We start from the raw sequence: 15,676 nt of genomic DNA, 5'->3' as shown, positions 1-15,676 counted from the left end.
CAGCACCTTACTCTTAATTTCCGCTGATCAGCTCTGACACGATCTGCTTTGTCTCCCAGAGTTTCTCCTGTATCCGTGTCAAATTATCTTCTTTTGTCCTGGTGACCGGGGCTGAAATACTGATTCCATAATTATAGATTCCCCTGTAATCCCGGACGCTGACGCCGACACAGCACAGTCCCGCTTCCCGTTCTTCCCAGTCATACGCAAATCCGGTTTCTCTCGCTTCCTCCAGCTCTTTTAACAGCTGGTCCAGACTCTGAATAGTATGGGGTGTGAAGATGACATTTTCTCCCTGATTCCAGATCTTCCTGACTTCCTCCTCAGGAAGTTCCGCGAGGATTGCCTTTCCCACTGCGGTGCTTGACATCTCAAGCTCCAGTCCTATGTAAGATCCTGTGGCAAAAATGTTTGCCGTTGGAAGTACCTTGTCGATATAACGGATCTTATTTCCCGCCCTCTGGACAAAATGTACTGTCTCTTTACAGTCCTCTGAAAGCTGCTTCAAATAAGGGTGCACCAAACGAACTACATTGTTTCTTTCCTGCACATAGTTGCCCATCACAAGCAGACGGTATGTGAGAAAATATTTTTCTGTTTCTTTTTCCTGCTTTACATATCCAAGCTCTGCTAAAGTGTTGATGATCCTGTGGACCACCGTCACCGTAAGTCCTGTCTCATGGTGGATTTCCCGAATCCCCATGGTCTCATTCTTTGCCATCAGCTCTATGATCTGAAATGCTCTCTCCACAGACTGTACTGTTTCTTTCGCCATAATACCCTCCTAATTCTCGACTATTACAGCTATTATACCACAATCTGCAGTTTCATTACACAGATCACAGATCCCCGGTTTCTCCTTTGCTGTCTTCATCCAAATGACTCAGATCCTTAAATTTATCCTTTCTGGACAGATAAATCGGAAGGCCCAGCAAAGTAAGTCCTACGCCTATCAGCGCATTGACCGGCTGTGTAAAGACTGTAATGATTACTACAAACAGTCCTCCCAGGATAGCCAGAATAGGAATCAGCGGATAAAGCGGGGTTTTATAAGGCCTCTTGAGGTCCGGCTCATCCCTCCTTAACTTGATCACGCCATAAAATGCTATCGTATAGAAGATCCAGATAACAAACATACACATATCGGTCAGAGAGTTATAAGAACCTGAAATGATCATAATAGAGGTCACTGCCAGCAGGAAAATACCGCTTACAACCGGAGTTGCATACTTCGGATGCAGATAGGCAAACTGTTTGCTGAACGGCAGCTTATTCTGCACTCCCATGGCATAGGGGATTCTCATACCCATCATAATATTACTGTTTAAAGTACCAAATACTGCAATCAAAATACCCACTGTAATCAGCTTGGCACCCATATTGCCTCCCATCAGTTTAGCTGCAACGTCTGCTGCCGGTGTAGCCGTATTTGCCAGCTGGTCTGCCGGTATAACGAGAAGGTAACCAATGTTGATAACTGCATATACGAGTATGACAATACTGAGTCCCAGCACAATGGCCTTTGGAAGGTCTTTTTTCGGATTCTTCATTTCACCTGCCGCATTTCCCACATGAATCCACCCGTCATAGGCATACATACAAGTCAGCATTCCGGTGGCAAAGATGGCAATAAACGAGTCTCCTCTCTGAATAAACGGCGTCAGATTTTCCGGACTGCTCTGTGTGGATGTAAAAGCCATCAGGATAATGACAGCCAGAGGCACAAGTTTTGCAACAGTAAATACATTTCCGATCATGCCTCCTACATTTGCCCCCAGGCAGTTGCAGACGATCAGGAAAAATACCATGAAGATGGCGAACGGAATCGTATATTTATCACTGACCCCGATAAGTTTCAGCGCCTGTATAGAAAAAATGGTTCCTAAAGCTCCTACATTGGCCGGCCAGAAAACAACGGATTCACACCATCCAAGCAGATAGCCGAGTCCCTGTCCGAAACATTTTTCCACCCAGGATACCAGCCCTCCCGTCTTTGGAATGGATGCGGCAAGCTCTGCGGTAGTTAGTCCTCCGAACAGTGTGATCAGCCCTGCGAACACCCAGATCAGAAGCCCGATCCCCGGTGCTCCGCCGGTAATCGTATAGACTGCCTGCGGTTTGAAAAATACTCCGGAGCCAATGACCATGCCGATGACCGACAGCATAACCGTACTAAGTCCAAGACTTCTTTTTAACTGTGTATTTGATTCATTTTTCATTATTCAATATCCTCCTTTCCCCTTTACAGGCTCTCTACAAACTTCTGTATTCTTTCCATTCCTTTTCTGATCGTCTCCACGGAAGTCGCATAGGAGATCCTTATATAACCTTCTCCCTGCTCTCCGAATGCAGATCCGGGTGCAACCACGACTCCCTGCTGATTCAGCAGCCGCTCTGCAAACTCCTCAGATCCAAGGCCTGTTTTCTTAATGTTAATGAAAGCATAGAAGGCTCCCTTCGGCGGTCTGCAGGAAATCTTTTCGATATTCTCAATACATTCCAGGAGTGCCTTTCTTCTCTCTGCATACTGGTCATGCATCTGCTTTATGGATTCCTGCCCATTGCTGATCGCCTCTACCGCACCGTACTGGGCAAATGTGGTGACGCAGGAAGGTACATTTTCCTGAAGTTTTGGCATCAGACTCACAATCTCCCTCGGTCCTGCCAGATATCCGATCCTCCATCCTGTCATAGCATAGGTCTTTGAACAGGAATCAATGTAAATTGTTCTGTTTTTCATGCCGTCCAGAGATGCGATATTCACATATTCACCCTCATACAGCAGATGTTTGTAAACCGCATCATAGACCACATACAGGTCGTGTTCCAGAGCCACTCTTGCAATATCTTCCATGACTTCCCGTCCTGCCACTGCCCCCGTAGGATTGCACGGAGAATTGAGCAGTATGGCTTTTGTCTTGTCTGTCACTGCTTTTGAAAGCCCCTCATAGGTAAAATTAAAACCATTCTCTTCGTACACGGGAACCGGAACCGGCACCCCGTGATTCATGCTGATCTGCCCATAATAATTTGCATAGCACGGGTCTGAAATAAGCACTTCATCCCCCGGATCCAGGAGGGTAGCCATGCTCAGATACAGGGCCTCCATGCCTCCGGTACATACAAGGATTTCATTTTCCGGATTATAGGCCACATGATCATACTTCTTTGTTTCTCTGGCAATAGCCTGTCTTAAAGGCAGAATTCCGGAGTTGTCCGTGTAATGGGTCTGTCCCTCTTCCAGTGCTTTTTGTGCCGCCTTTATTACATTTTTAGGTGTGTCAAAGTCCGGTTCTCCAAGAACAAAACTGATGGTATTTTCTTTATTCTTTGCCAGGTCAAACATCCTTCTGATGCCTGACTGCGGCAATAAAGTTGCATCTGATAACTTCTTCATTTTCTGACCCCCTGTCATCAACCTTCATTTTTCATACTGCAGTCTACTAAAACCTTCAGTGTGCTTTGCTTCGGATCACCGATCAAATCAAATACAGTATCTGCATCTTTGAGATCCACTATGTGTGTCACCACTTTTTCCAGGTCACTGCAGATCATTTCTGCATATTTGACTGCCTGCCCGAATTCCCTCTTTGTATAGACACGGCTTCCCACCAATGTCTGCTCTTTAAAGTTTACATCCTGCAGATTGACTGCATGGGGTTCTTTATGTACGCCGGTCAGACAGATCCTGCCTCCGATCCGGCATATCTTTGTCATCTGTGCCGCCGCCTGAGCAGAACCGCTGCACTCAAACACTGTATCAACACCGGCTCCATCTGTCTGTTGTTCTATGTACTCTTCCAGGTTCTGATCTTGTACATTCACCGTTTCAAGTCCGAACTCTTTGCAGATGTTCAGCCTTTGCTGATCTACGTCAGAAATAATGATTCTGGAAGCTCCCGCATGTTTTAGTACAATTCCAGTGAGTACTCCGATCGGTCCTGCCCCGATGACCGCCGCTGTATTCAGCATTTGAAAATCTGCCTGGTGCATCGTCCTTATGATCACTGCCAAAGGTTCAATCACTGCTGCCGCCTTATCCGTAATACCGTCATCAAGCTTAAACAATACATTCTCATCGCAGCAGACAAACTCCGCGATTCCTCCGTCCACATCGATTCCGATCAGCTTTAAAGTACTGCACACATGAGGGATCCCATTGGCACAGGCAAAGCATTCCCCGCAGGACAAAAGCGGATATGGCGCAACCCTGTCCCCCTTTTTAAATTTTTTGCTGTCCTCTGCAGTTTCTTCTATGATGCCGATAAATTCATGTCCCAGTACAAGCGGTGCCTTTGCTCTGGGATGTTTCCCCGAAAAAATCCCGATATCAGAGCCGCATATACCACAGTAATGCACCTTTATGCGCACCTGTCCCGGCTTTAGTTCAGGAAAAGGTTTCTCCTGAACTTGCACCTTTCCAGGTCCGGCATAAACTAATGTTTTCATACTGCCTCCTTTCATTTGTTCCGTTATCCGGAACACTATTCCTTAATTACAACTACATCATAGAAGAATCATTTCAGGCTGTCAATCATTAAGTTCATTTTCCACAATTTAACCAAGACATTAAGGAACAATAGCTTCATTTCAATCTAATATTTGGTTAATTCCTCTAATTAACTTTTGTGCGTCATCTCTTTTTATAGACGCAAAAAATATGACAGAGGTTCCAAAAAACCTCTGTCATCTTTATATTTCCCAAATAGTATTACTCTAAAATGGCGCCTGTGCTGCCTGATGTGACACTTCTGGCATACCTTTTCAAGTATCCGTTTTTTAATTTCTGCTGTCTTGGCTGCCATCTGCTTTTTCTGTTTTTGATCTCTTCCTCATCTACCAGAAGCTGGATTTTATGGTCAGGGATATTGATTTCAATCAGATCCCCTTCTTCCACCAGGGCGATAGGTCCTCCTACGGCCGCCTCCGGTGAAACATGTCCGATGGCCGCTCCTCTTGTGGCGCCTGAGAATCTGCCGTCCGTGATCAGTGCCACGCTGTCTCCAAGACCGCTGCCCATAATAGCAGAAGTAGGATTCAGCATTTCACGCATACCTGGTCCCCCTTTGGGGCCCTCATACCGGATGACCACTACATCTCCGGGTTCGATCCTGCCGGCATAGATTGCTTCAAGGGCTGCTTCCTCACCGTCAAAGACTCTTGCTCTTCCACTGTGGCAGAGCATCTCTTCTGCCACCGCAGACCGCTTCACCACACATCCTTCCGGCGCCAGATTGCCTTTTAAAACAGCAATCCCTCCGGTCCTGCTGTATGGGTCCTCTGCAGGCCGGATCACCGTTTTATCCCTGATTTCTTTTCCTTTGATATTCTCAGCCACTGTCTTTAAAGTACAGGTAAGCAGATCCGTGCGGATCAGTCCCAGTTTATCCAGCTCATGCAGAACTGCAGGAATGCCGCCGGCTTCGTTCAGGTCTTCAACATAGCTCTCTCCGGCCGGCGCCAGATGACACAGATTCGGTACTTTTTCCGAAATAGCATTCGCCATGGTTAAGTCCATTCGGATTCCGCACTCATGGGCAATAGCAGGAAGATGGAGCATGCTGTTTGTGCTGCATCCCAAAGCCATATCCACTGCCAGGGCATTTTCAAATGCCTTCTCAGTCATAAGATCCGATGGCCTGATCCCCTTCTTCACCAGCTTCATAATCTGCATGCCCGCTCTCTTTGCCAGCCTGATTCTTTCAGAGTAAACCGCCGGTATTGTACCGTTTCCCGGAAGCCCCATGCCCAGCACCTCGGTCAGACAGTTCATGCTGTTGGCCGTAAACATACCGGAACAGGAACCGCAGGTGGGACATGCCTTTTGTTCACACACCCTGAGTTCCTCTGCTGTGATCTCACCTGTCTGATGTCTGCTCACTGCTTCTGATACCGTGGAATAGCTGATCCTCTTTTTCTTCATGGTTCCTGCCAGCATCGGCCCGCCGCTTACAAAGATGGACGGAATATTAAGCCTTGCCGCCGCCATTAGAAGTCCCGGCACATTTTTATCACAGTTTGGTATCATCACAAGTCCGTCGAAAGGATGAGCCTCGGCCATAGCTTCCGTGGAATCGGCAATCAGTTCTCTGGTCACCAGAGAATATTTCATTCCCTCATGTCCCATGGCAATGCCGTCGCATACGGCGATAGCCGGAAATACAACAGGCACTCCTCCTGCTAAAGCCACCCCCTGCTTAACTGCCTCCTCAATTTTATCCAAATTTCGGTGTCCCGGGACAATTTCATTTTTTGAGCTGACAATACCGATCAGCGGCCGTTCCATTTCTTCTTCCGTGAAACCCAGAGCATACAGCAGAGAACGCTGCGGGGCTGCTTTATCACCTTGTTTTATGCGGTCACTTCTCATCATAATAACCTCCTCTTAATTTAAGACATCATACCTCTTGTTTGTTGTATTATAATTCATATGATGTCTAATGTCAATATATACATAGTATCTATTTTAGAAAGAATAAAGTGGGCAAGCCTACCTCAGCTTCCCAACCCTACCTCTTTGAGGGGCTTGACAACTTTGCGTACCAGATGCGGTTTGACGTAGTCAAATGATTTCCTTACGCATCTGTGTACAACCCGCGGAGCGTTTTTTATTACTCAGGAAACACTTTCACACATTAGCGTGACAAGGTCTTTCCTAAGTAATAAAAAAAAGAAGGCCTGCGCCTTCTCTTGAACTTTATATTTTTAATTCTTTCATTGCATGTAGGATATGAATCCTCATAGCGCTCCTGGCTCCCTCCGCATTTCTGGCTTCCAGAAACTCCATGATCAGCTGATGATCCTTTAAGGTATCCTGTACCGCCATCTCTTTCTGCCTGGACAGCGTGACTCCCTCTCCGATTCCCTGATAGATCACAGGCATCAGCTGATTCATAAACTCATTGTGAGTAGCCTTAGCAATGGATCTGTGAAACATCTGCTCTTCATTTGTCCGGTCTTCCTTCTTCCGGATCTTTTCTTCCACCTGACGCCCGAAAGAAAGAATCCGGTCAAGTTCCTTGTCACTGGCTCTCAAAGCCGCATAATAGGCCGCTTCCGGCTCGAAGATCAATCTCATCTCATAGAGCTCCCCAGCATTCACCTTGACATCTTTCAAAGGCGTGAGCAGCTTCACATCATCCGTGTCGATATCCTGTTTCACAAATGTCCCCCGGCCCCTTTGAATCTCCAAAATACCATTGGCGACCAAGGCCCGGACCGCTTCCCGAAGTGTCGTCCTGCTGATCTCCATCTCCTGTGAGAGTTCATTTTCATTGGGCAGTTTATCACCGGGCAGAAACCGTTTTTCAACCGTGATCATCGCAAGGATCTCCTCTGCCGCACTGTCTGAAAGCCTTTTTTCTCCCATATTTTTCTCCTTTTCCGTCTCAGGCACATTTTATCCACAATTCTATCTCAGGAATTTTTCCGCTGTCAACACCCCGGACAATACCTTCCACACCTGTTCATATCCCTTTCTGCTGAGATGAACACCATCTACCGTATAAGAAAGCGGCAGTTCTCCATCCTCCCCGATCAATTCCCGGTAAACATCCACATATGGTATTTCTTTTTCCCCGCAAAGTCTCTCAATTTCTGAATTAACAGCCTGTATCTCTTTGTTTGACTTCCCTTCTGACCAGAAAGGAATTCCATTTCCTGTTTTTTTCGTATACATTGGATACAGTGATTCGATACAAATCCTTGTCCCCGGGAGTTTCTCCAAAATCCGCTCTGCCGTCCTCAACAACTGACCGGCTACCACCTCTGCGCCCCGGTAAAAAGGAAGCAGATAATCATTGGCCCCGCCCTGCATTAGAACTAAATCCGGTTTCAGCGAAACCACATCCATCTCTGCCCTGGCAGCCATCTCCGGCACTGTATTGCCCGCCTCACCTCTGTTATAAACCTGCGCCTCCACATCTTGAAACAATTCCATAGGAAAGTAGTCGGTGAGAGAGTCACCGAACAAAACGAGGACCTTTTCTTTACTCATCGATTCCTACGTATTCATATACTTTATCTATGAATACTTCTCCATCCAAATGATCGATCTCATGGCAGAAACACTTTGCCATCTCACCTACCACCGTATAAGATACTTCATGTCCGTTTTCATCCAGCGCTTCTACCTTCACTCTGGCCGGACGTATGGTTTTACCGAAACGGTTCGGAAAACTTAAACACCCTTCCACACACTCCTGTGATCCGCTGCTCTCAACGATTACAGGGTTTACCAACTTTAAATAATATCCCTCATAGTCGATGACGATCATTCTCCTGAGAATGCCCGCCTGGTTCGCGGCAAGAGCCGCCCCATTATCTGAGCTGTGCAGAGTGTCCATCAGATCGTCAAGCTGCTGCCTTGCCTTGTCATCCACCTCAGGCACCGTCTTACACTTTTTCTTTAATATCGGATCATTTCCGGTACGGATCTTTCTGACAGCCATTTCATCTCCTCCTTCAGTTCTCTGTCTTTCTTATTCTTCATACTTTTTAATACTCTCAAGAAACTTCTCCCCGTATTTTTCAAGCTTAAACTGTCCCACTCCGCTTATATTAAGCATCTCATCCAGAGTCTGCGGTCTTACCTCACTCATGCCTGCCAGCGTCTTATCCGAAAATACCATATACGGCGGTATCTTCTCCTCCTTTGCGATCTCCATCCGAAGCTTCCTGAGTTCTTCGAACAGACCCATATCTTTTTCTTCCAGGGCAGAAGCAGCTCCGGCCTTCTTTTTCCTGGCTTTCGGCGCCTGTTTTTCTTCTCTCTTCGGAACTTTTATGACAAGTTTTTCACCGCTCAAAAGCTCTTCGGACCGGTCTGTCAATTCTATTACCGGATAGTCATCATTGCTCAGGTTTAAAAATCCCTGCATCATCATCTCATTGATCAGCTGTTTCAGTCTCGGAACTGTCATATCCGGCAATGCCTTATATTCCGGATTTTCCTCCAGTCCTCTCTGACGAATCTTTTGATTGTCTGCCCCTCTCAGGACATCCACGATCAGATTGACTCCAAAACTTCTCTGACAGCCTTCGATACATCTGACAACTGCCTCTGCCTGCTCTGTCACATCCAAAAGATCAAATTCTTCTAAACAGTTACTGCAGTTCCGGCATTCCGCGCTGCTTTCTTCTCCAAAATAATCAAGGATATAATGCCGCAGACAGCCGCTGGTTGCACAGTAGAATGTCATCTGTTTCAGCCGCCCCAGATCCTTTTCCATGACGATCCTGCGGGTCTCCTCGTCCAGTTCCTGATTATCCTCGCCGTGTTCAATCAAAAAACGATTGGTCCTCTGGTCGGCGGCACCAAAGTAGAGGATACATTCTGCTGGCTCTCCGTCTCGTCCTGCCCTTCCGGCTTCCTGATAATAGCTTTCCATATTCTTCGGCATATTATAATGAATGACAAAACGCACATCCGGTTTATCAATACCCATGCCGAACGCATTGGTTGCCACCATGATCTGTCTCCGGTCATAAATAAAGTCATCCTGATTCTCACGCCGTTCTGTATCCGACAGTCCCGCATGGTATCTGGTCACCGAAAATCCTGCTTCTCTGAGCTGATAACATACTTCTTCCACACTTTTTCTGGAAAGGCAGTACACAATGCCGCTGCTTCCCGGCATTTTTTCTTCTTTCTCTCTTAAATAGGATTCTAATTCCCGGTATTTATCTCTGGGCTTCTTAACTCCAAAGAACAGATTTGCCCGGTCAAATCCTGTTGTCACGACCAGCGGGTCTCTCAGATTTAGGATATCCAGGACATCCTCTTTTACCTCCACAGTGGCCGTAGCCGTATACGCCCCTAAAACCGGACGCCTCGGCAGCTTCTCCAAAAAGGAAAGAATCTTTAAATAGCTGGGACGGAAATCCTGTCCCCACTGAGATACACAGTGTGCTTCATCCACAGCCAAAAAAGAAATATCCACGCCGGGCGAAAGAGCAAACCGTAAAAATCCCTCTGTCTCCAGCCGCTCCGGAGCCACGTATATGATCTTATACCTGCCTTCCCGTGCCAGATCCAGGGCTTTTCTATACTGTCCCATGCTCAATGAGCTGTTCAGAAAAGCTGCATGTATCCCGGCCTGATTCAATGCTCCCACCTGATCCTTCATCAGAGAGATCAAAGGGGAAACAACCAGCGTAATCCCCGGCATCATCAGCGCAGGGATCTGAAAGCAGAGCGATTTCCCGGCACCCGTGGGCATGATACCCAAAACGTCCCGCCCGTCTAAAACCGCGTCGATTAAAGGCTTCTGGCCTTCCCGGAAGTCATCAAATCCGAAATATTGTTTCAGTAATCCGCGTGCATCCTCCATATGTAACCTTTCATTCTGTAGTAGTTTTTAACTCCGTATACTTTAAATTCTTTCCTTTTACTTTATCCACGGGATACTTTTCTCCGTTTTTTTCAATTTTAGCAAGGAGAGAATCTTTCAAATCAAATTCATACATCTGAGAAAAGCGGAGAAGGAAGAAAAACACATCCGCAAGTTCTTCCGATATGCGTTCCCGTGCTGTATCCCGATCCATCATCTCCCCCATTTGTTCCTCTGATTTGAACCGGAACAGATCCAGAAGCTCATTGGACTCGGTTGACAACCCGATGGCCAGATCCTTTGGCCCGTGAAACTGATCCCAGTCTCTGTCCTCACAAAACTTTTGTACCTCTTTTGTTAAATATTCTAAAGTGTCCATATACCTTCTCCATCAACATCTGGTTTTCATGAATACTGCTATTATATAACAATTTCCCCGGGTGTGGTATACCCTTCTTTAAATTTTAGAAATATTTTACATTTCTTGCTTTAGGAATGCTCCTTACAGGACATCTCACTCACTTCCAGCTTAAAAGTACATACTGCGTCAAACATTTCCTCTGAAAACTCCCACTCTTCTTTCCCGGTGTTTTGATACATAATAGCCAAAAGCGCCTTTCTTTTTTCATTCGTATCTTCCACAAATGATACATTTCCGCTTCCTACAACACTCTGAAACCGGGCGGAATAGCCGCAGGCTTTTGTACTCTCATTCAGCTTATAATTTGTATCCAGTTCAAACCCTGCACAGGGATTTTTGGAGATCAATTCAATTTTTCTGCCCTCACCTGCACTATGGAAATAAAAAGTCCTCTTCTCGCCATCCTCACAGTATCCAAAACTTAAAGGCACGATATAGACGCTTTCTCCATCCGCAAATCCCAGCCTGCAGCAGCTGCACGCCGAAATAATTGCCCTGATCTTCGCAGGATCTGTGATTTCCCTATCTTTTCTTCTCATGATCCAGTCCCCCGTAAAATACTTATTTTAAAATCCTTCTGGACAGTTCCTTTACTGAAAGTCCATTTTCTTTGATCTGTTTTCTCCATCCCATCTGGCCAGCCAGCTTATACATGATTCTCGGTATCCCCGGAGAAACAAACCGGTCTTCGGCTTTCCGCCCGGTGCTGATACTGCACGCCATCTCTTTCAGCACAGCGGAGAAATCTTTCTTGATTCCTTTTCCTTCCGGTATATCAGAAAGCATGGGGATCATTCCTCCCCCGCCGAGGCCAAGGCCCTGTCCCCATGAGAGACCTGCTTTCTTACACCAGCACTTCATAATGTTTAGGGCAATATGATTTTGATATCCTTCGTAAAATCCACAGTTTACAACCGCATAGACCATCCTGTCAGTCTCAGATTCCTGAAAGAATTTTTCCATCTGCTGCAGCACAGCCGTCAGATGAGAAGGTACACTGTCCACATATAGAGGAAACGCAAATACAAGGCACTCGCTGTCCATGACTGCTGCTTTCATTACTTCCGTCAATTCCGGCTTTCGGACAGAAATTTCTTTTATGTTCTGCCCTTTCAGCAAATCTCTGAGTTCCTTTAAAATAACCCCGGAACTGCTCCCTGAAGGCTTAGGACTTCCGTTGATACATACAATCTTCATGTTACCTTCCTCCTAACTCATCCGGTGTTTTCACAAACCGTACTCCCTGCACCTGGGCATACAGATTGACCGCATTAGCTCTAACAAGCTCCTCTGCAGTCCGCTTCTCATCTTCTGATATACATTCTCCGTAAAATCCCACTTTTAATTTTAATATTTTATCGTATCTCTGTTTGTGGTGCATTTCGCCATTCTTAATCTTAAAATACGGATGCAGATAAGGGATGCTCCGGTCCAGCACATTTTTCACAAAAGGACTGTAGCCTCCGTAACAGCACCGGCTGATGATCCGGGCCTCCTCACACCGGGCAAGCAGTTCTCCCATATCACCATACTGGTCTCTTATAATACATTTGCCCGGAGTCTTGATCCAGCATCCGAAACAGCCGATACAATTAAGGATTTCCCCGCTGTTTCCTATCAGGACTACATCTTCGTCCGGTTCAGAAAATATATTTTTGAATTCTTCTTCGTCCAGATCATGAATGATTAATTTCATATTTCCCCCTCTCATAGTATAAGTTCTGTCTATTTATACAGCCTCGAAAATTCCATTACCTGTTTTCTCAACGCCTCCAATGCCTCTTCTTCCTTGTCCGGTTCCTGGTCATATCGGTTCAGCAGGAAAAAAATCGGGGCATAAAAATTAACTGCCATGGCTTTTGGGTCTTTCCCATGGAAAATGCCCCTGGCGGTCATTTCCGCAAACAATTCTGTCTGATAGGACACTGCCGCATCCATAAAAAGCCCCCGGTACACTTCAAACACCTCTCTGTCCCTGTACTGCTCGATCACGAGCATCCTGCGGAACTTAGACGCAAATTCATCTTTCAGATAAAACAGGAAAATCTTTTCACTGAGAGCAAGAATCCCTTCCTCGCTGATACTTCCATAAAGCTCTGCGGCTTCTGCCATATCGTGTTCATCGGGCAGACCGTACTCCTTGGACATCTGTTCCATCCGAACCGACATCTCCTGAACAATCGTATCAAATATTTCTTTCTTGCTTTTGAAATGTTTATATAAGGAACTGTCTTTTATGCCTACCGCATCCGCAATGTTTTTCACACTGGTCCCCTGATACCCATGTTTAGAAAATAGCGTGAGCGCTTCTTTCACAATCCGTTCTTTTGTATTCATCATCTCTCTCCCTGTAATAAATCTTTTACCAGCTGTTCCTGTTCAAACAGGGCACAGCCTCCGGTATGAAATTTCTCAAGGCTTCCGCTTTCCTGCAGTCTCGAAAAAAGTGGAGACTGCAGTGCCTCTTTGAGGCTTGTATGTACCAAACTGGTATCTGAATAGGGAGAAAACGGACAGGGCTCTGCGCCGCCGGATGCATTGATATGGAAAAATCCCCTGCCTGCCGCCAGACATCCTCCCGAAGCCCTTTCATCTCCCGGAAACGATATAAACACCATATCCTCCTGTTCCTCTCTGAGCTTTCGGATCCTTTTTTCCAACGCTTCTCTCTCTTCTTCCCCCGGAGCTAAATACTCTGTCTTTCCGTCAGCCGGTACATATTCCACATAAACGACCGCCTTACAGCCATTTGTTCCAAGTTCACCGAGGAATTCTTCCGACGTGACCTCGTAAAGATTTTCCCTTGTCACCGTAACCGATGCGCCAAATAAAAGGCTCCGTTTTTTTAAACTTCCCATGGCCTGTCTGAGCCTTTGATAGACTCCGCTTCCTCTCCTGGCATCCGTCTGTTCCTTGCCGCCTTCAATGCTCAGCACCGGAAGCAGATTCCTGTTTTCCGAAAACAATGTAAGGCAGTCTTCCTGCATTATAGTCCCATTCGTAAACACCGGAAAGATCACCTTTTTATGCCTGCCTGCAGATTCTATCACATCCCTGCGCATCAAAGGTTCCCCTCCGGCCAGCAAGATGAAACTTATGCCCAGTTTTTCTGCCTGACCAAAAATATCATCCCACTGTGCACCGGTGAGTTCCCCCTCATGCAGCTCTTCAGCACAGGCTCCGCTGGCCCTGGCATAACATCCTTTGCAGTGAAGATTGCATTGACTCGTAATACTTGCAATTAAAAATGGCGGAATATGCCCGCCCTCTTCTTCTGCAATTTCTCTTAATCTTCGTGCTCTTTTTTCCGCCGCCATAAATTTCAGCATAAAAAAGCTTCCCCTTGGATCTGAAACTCTCAAAATACCGCGGAGGATACGTTCAACCCCGTCACTTAAATACTTCTCCAGCCGAAAATCCTGCATACTCTTGCCCTCCTTTGACACGCCATATATGGCTAGTAATTGCTAGCTTCTGTCATCTTCAGTATAGGGTAGTGAACACTAGCCTGTCAAGTATTTATACGCCGAATCTATATTTCTTTCCAATAATCAGACATTTTGAATCTGTCCCATGACCGATTTCCTCCGTCTTTGCAATGGGAATTCCCGGACCAGCCGTATTCTTCACCAACTCCTCCATCCTTGGAAGACATCCTCCGGCTTCCATTGCTGTAAATGTTCCGAGTAAAATTCCATTGACCTGCTCAAAGACTCCAATCTGTTTTAACTGGTTTAAATACGTGACCATCTGAGGAACCTCCCCTCCTCTGCTCTCCAGGAATAAGATCTTATCCTGCATATCCGGCCAGAACGGGGTTCCTGCCAGCTTCAGCAGACAGCGGATATTTCCTCCCACCACCATGCCTTCCATTGATGTTCCTCTGATCAGCCTGGTCCTGAACTGAAACAGGCCGTTACCGTTTCCAAGCAGTGAATCTTTAAAATTCTTTTTCTGCTCTTCTGAGTGATCCATGACCAGATTCCGGACTTGGTACAAATAAGATTTCCGGCCTGTCTGCTGAAAGACTGCGTTTACGATTACAGTGAGATCGCTGTATCCGAAAAATGGTTTTAGATGTTCTCTTATGACTTGAAAGTCTAAATTCGTCAGAACTTCATTGGCCAGATCTCCTCCCGAAATATCGAAGACCGCCCTGATTCCGGGATTCCGGTAAAACTCCATAAGTTCCCCTGCGCGCTGCCTCCCGGTTCTGTCAAAAACTGAGGAACCGGCATAAAGATACCGGCTGAAGACTGGTTTTAATCCCAGCTCCTTCAGGGCATTTTCCAGCGGCATCACAGCGGGCCGGGCCGAGTCTGAAAGTCCGTTGGAACAGCATACTATTCCAACCTTATCCTGTCTCCTAAGCATCATTGCCCTTTCCCTCTCTTAACAATTCCAACCCGTTTCATATCCTCTTCCAATAATGCGCACGGATGATCATATGTCTCAAAACCGGCCGGCGAACAAATATCTCGGTTCACCCAATGACAAATATCCTCCTGATACATCTCTCCCAGATTCCAGGGCTCATCTGTATAATCCAGGCGTTCTATTGCCTTATTAAGCCCTGCCACAGGCTTCCGCCCGTGAGTCTTTGTGATCTTTAGCGCTCCGGCCAGATTAAAGTAAGCATTGATCTGCTCCTCTTTATATCCCTCACTGCGCAGACCGGCCTCTATGGCTTCTTCTGCCCTTTCGGGCAGCACTTTCCAGTCCGCTGCTTTCATTCCCGCGAGCATCACAAAGAACCGATTGTTTGCATTGACCATAGCCAATGCTCTTTTTCCCATAAAACGTATAACATGCAGTTCCCAGCAAAAAAACAAGTCGGTGGGCTGCCCATACGGCGGCTGTTTTACCTTCAGATGCTTTTGTAACGTAATCGTAATCCCCAGCTGCATTTGTTCTCCTCCTCGCT

General features: G+C 46.4%; 17 protein-coding genes. All 17 read right to left on the bottom strand.

The features are described 5' to 3' along the window. Nucleotides 1-13: 13 nt before the first annotated feature. The gene (locus ANCC_RS02180) at nucleotides 14-775 is read right to left on the bottom strand and encodes an IclR family transcriptional regulator (RefSeq protein WP_006567657.1); all 762 of its coding nucleotides are present in this window, start codon (nucleotides 773-775) and stop codon (nucleotides 14-16) included. Nucleotides 776-839: 64 nt separating this feature from the next. After that, a complete protein-coding gene (locus ANCC_RS02175) occupies nucleotides 840-2,219 on the bottom strand; it encodes an APC family permease (protein WP_006567658.1) in 1,380 nt (459 codons plus the stop codon). A gap of 23 nt (nucleotides 2,220-2,242) precedes the next feature. Then, on the bottom strand, nucleotides 2,243-3,397 hold the full coding sequence (locus ANCC_RS02170; protein ID WP_039946772.1) for a pyridoxal phosphate-dependent aminotransferase: 1,155 nt from the start codon (nucleotides 3,395-3,397) through the stop codon (nucleotides 2,243-2,245). 17 nt (nucleotides 3,398-3,414) lie between these two features. Further along, nucleotides 3,415-4,449, bottom strand: a complete 1,035-nt coding sequence (locus tag ANCC_RS02165) for a zinc-dependent alcohol dehydrogenase (protein ID WP_039946774.1) — start codon at nucleotides 4,447-4,449, stop codon at nucleotides 3,415-3,417. Between the two features lie 262 nt (nucleotides 4,450-4,711). Further along, nucleotides 4,712-6,370, bottom strand: a complete 1,659-nt coding sequence (ilvD, locus tag ANCC_RS02160) for a dihydroxy-acid dehydratase (protein WP_039946776.1) — start codon at nucleotides 6,368-6,370, stop codon at nucleotides 4,712-4,714. A gap of 327 nt (nucleotides 6,371-6,697) precedes the next feature. Next, nucleotides 6,698-7,369, bottom strand: a complete 672-nt coding sequence (locus tag ANCC_RS02155) for a FadR/GntR family transcriptional regulator (RefSeq protein WP_039946778.1) — start codon at nucleotides 7,367-7,369, stop codon at nucleotides 6,698-6,700. 42 nt (nucleotides 7,370-7,411) lie between these two features. Next, a complete protein-coding gene (locus tag ANCC_RS02150) occupies nucleotides 7,412-7,996 on the bottom strand; it encodes a GDSL-type esterase/lipase family protein (protein WP_006567663.1) in 585 nt (194 codons plus the stop codon). Next, nucleotides 7,989-8,450: a peptide deformylase gene (gene def / locus ANCC_RS02145; protein WP_006567664.1), complete on the bottom strand. Its 462-nt coding sequence runs from the start codon at nucleotides 8,448-8,450 to the stop codon at nucleotides 7,989-7,991. The genes ANCC_RS02150 and def overlap by 8 nt, the downstream gene beginning before the upstream one ends. 30 nt (nucleotides 8,451-8,480) lie before the next feature. Next, nucleotides 8,481-10,331 (bottom strand): DNA helicase RecQ, encoded by a 1,851-nt coding sequence (gene recQ, locus ANCC_RS02140; protein WP_006567665.1) that lies wholly within the window; start codon nucleotides 10,329-10,331, stop codon nucleotides 8,481-8,483. A gap of 10 nt (nucleotides 10,332-10,341) precedes the next feature. Continuing rightward, nucleotides 10,342-10,710: a nucleotide pyrophosphohydrolase gene (locus ANCC_RS02135; protein ID WP_006567666.1), complete on the bottom strand. Its 369-nt coding sequence runs from the start codon at nucleotides 10,708-10,710 to the stop codon at nucleotides 10,342-10,344. Between the two features lie 110 nt (nucleotides 10,711-10,820). Further along, entirely contained in the window at nucleotides 10,821-11,291 is a 471-nt protein-coding gene (locus ANCC_RS02130) for a pyridoxamine 5'-phosphate oxidase family protein (RefSeq protein WP_006567667.1), read from the bottom strand. Nucleotides 11,292-11,313: 22 nt separating this feature from the next. After that, nucleotides 11,314-11,949 carry a hypothetical protein gene (locus tag ANCC_RS02125; protein WP_006567668.1) on the bottom strand — a complete coding sequence of 212 codons (636 nt, stop codon included), beginning with the start codon at nucleotides 11,947-11,949 and terminating at the stop codon, nucleotides 11,314-11,316. Nucleotide 11,950: 1 nt separating this feature from the next. Continuing rightward, nucleotides 11,951-12,448, bottom strand: a complete 498-nt coding sequence (locus tag ANCC_RS02120; RefSeq protein ID WP_233458270.1) for a flavodoxin family protein — start codon at nucleotides 12,446-12,448, stop codon at nucleotides 11,951-11,953. 29 nt (nucleotides 12,449-12,477) lie between these two features. Then, entirely contained in the window at nucleotides 12,478-13,089 is a 612-nt protein-coding gene (locus tag ANCC_RS02115) for a TetR/AcrR family transcriptional regulator (protein WP_022261255.1), read from the bottom strand. Beyond that, a complete protein-coding gene (locus tag ANCC_RS02110; RefSeq protein ID WP_006567671.1) occupies nucleotides 13,089-14,177 on the bottom strand; it encodes a radical SAM/SPASM domain-containing protein in 1,089 nt (362 codons plus the stop codon). Before ANCC_RS02110 ends, ANCC_RS02115 begins: the two co-directional genes overlap by 1 nt. A 94-nt stretch (nucleotides 14,178-14,271) precedes the next feature. Then, on the bottom strand, nucleotides 14,272-15,129 hold the full coding sequence (locus ANCC_RS02105; RefSeq protein ID WP_006567672.1) for a S66 family peptidase: 858 nt from the start codon (nucleotides 15,127-15,129) through the stop codon (nucleotides 14,272-14,274). After that, nucleotides 15,126-15,659, bottom strand: coding sequence for a DUF6933 domain-containing protein (locus tag ANCC_RS02100; RefSeq protein WP_006567673.1), 534 nt, complete (start codon nucleotides 15,657-15,659; stop codon nucleotides 15,126-15,128). Before ANCC_RS02100 ends, ANCC_RS02105 begins: the two co-directional genes overlap by 4 nt. Between the last annotated feature and the right edge of the window lie 17 nt (nucleotides 15,660-15,676).

The sequence above is a fragment of the Anaerostipes caccae L1-92 genome, assembly GCF_014467075.1.
GTDB lineage: Bacteria > Bacillota > Clostridia > Lachnospirales > Lachnospiraceae > Anaerostipes > Anaerostipes caccae.
Note: the sequence above shows the minus strand (reverse complement) of the source record. Positions and strands in the feature narration are given on the sequence as shown.

Bases quoted from the DNA above. Each gene is read 5' to 3' on its own strand.
- ANCC_RS02180 (WP_006567657.1), bottom strand. From the start codon at position 775: ATGGCGAAAGAAACAGTACAGTCTGTGGAGAGAGCATTTCAGATCATA.
- ANCC_RS02175 (WP_006567658.1), bottom strand. From the start codon at position 2,219: ATGAAAAATGAATCAAATACACAGTTAAAAAGAAGTCTTGGACTTAGT.
- ANCC_RS02170 (WP_039946772.1), bottom strand. From the start codon at position 3,397: ATGAAGAAGTTATCAGATGCAACTTTATTGCCGCAGTCAGGCATCAGA.
- ANCC_RS02165 (WP_039946774.1), bottom strand. From the start codon at position 4,449: ATGAAAACATTAGTTTATGCCGGACCTGGAAAGGTGCAAGTTCAGGAG.
- ilvD (WP_039946776.1), bottom strand. From the start codon at position 6,370: ATGAGAAGTGACCGCATAAAACAAGGTGATAAAGCAGCCCCGCAGCGT.
- ANCC_RS02155 (WP_039946778.1), bottom strand. From the start codon at position 7,369: ATGGGAGAAAAAAGGCTTTCAGACAGTGCGGCAGAGGAGATCCTTGCG.
- ANCC_RS02150 (WP_006567663.1), bottom strand. From the start codon at position 7,996: ATGAGTAAAGAAAAGGTCCTCGTTTTGTTCGGTGACTCTCTCACCGAC.
- def (WP_006567664.1), bottom strand. From the start codon at position 8,450: ATGGCTGTCAGAAAGATCCGTACCGGAAATGATCCGATATTAAAGAAA.
- recQ (WP_006567665.1), bottom strand. From the start codon at position 10,331: ATGGAGGATGCACGCGGATTACTGAAACAATATTTCGGATTTGATGAC.
- ANCC_RS02135 (WP_006567666.1), bottom strand. From the start codon at position 10,710: ATGGACACTTTAGAATATTTAACAAAAGAGGTACAAAAGTTTTGTGAG.
- ANCC_RS02130 (WP_006567667.1), bottom strand. From the start codon at position 11,291: ATGAGAAGAAAAGATAGGGAAATCACAGATCCTGCGAAGATCAGGGCA.
- ANCC_RS02125 (WP_006567668.1), bottom strand. From the start codon at position 11,949: ATGAAGATTGTATGTATCAACGGAAGTCCTAAGCCTTCAGGGAGCAGT.
- ANCC_RS02120 (WP_233458270.1), bottom strand. From the start codon at position 12,448: ATGAAATTAATCATTCATGATCTGGACGAAGAAGAATTCAAAAATATA.
- ANCC_RS02115 (WP_022261255.1), bottom strand. From the start codon at position 13,089: ATGAATACAAAAGAACGGATTGTGAAAGAAGCGCTCACGCTATTTTCT.
- ANCC_RS02110 (WP_006567671.1), bottom strand. From the start codon at position 14,177: ATGCAGGATTTTCGGCTGGAGAAGTATTTAAGTGACGGGGTTGAACGT.
- ANCC_RS02105 (WP_006567672.1), bottom strand. From the start codon at position 15,129: ATGATGCTTAGGAGACAGGATAAGGTTGGAATAGTATGCTGTTCCAAC.
- ANCC_RS02100 (WP_006567673.1), bottom strand. From the start codon at position 15,659: ATGCAGCTGGGGATTACGATTACGTTACAAAAGCATCTGAAGGTAAAA.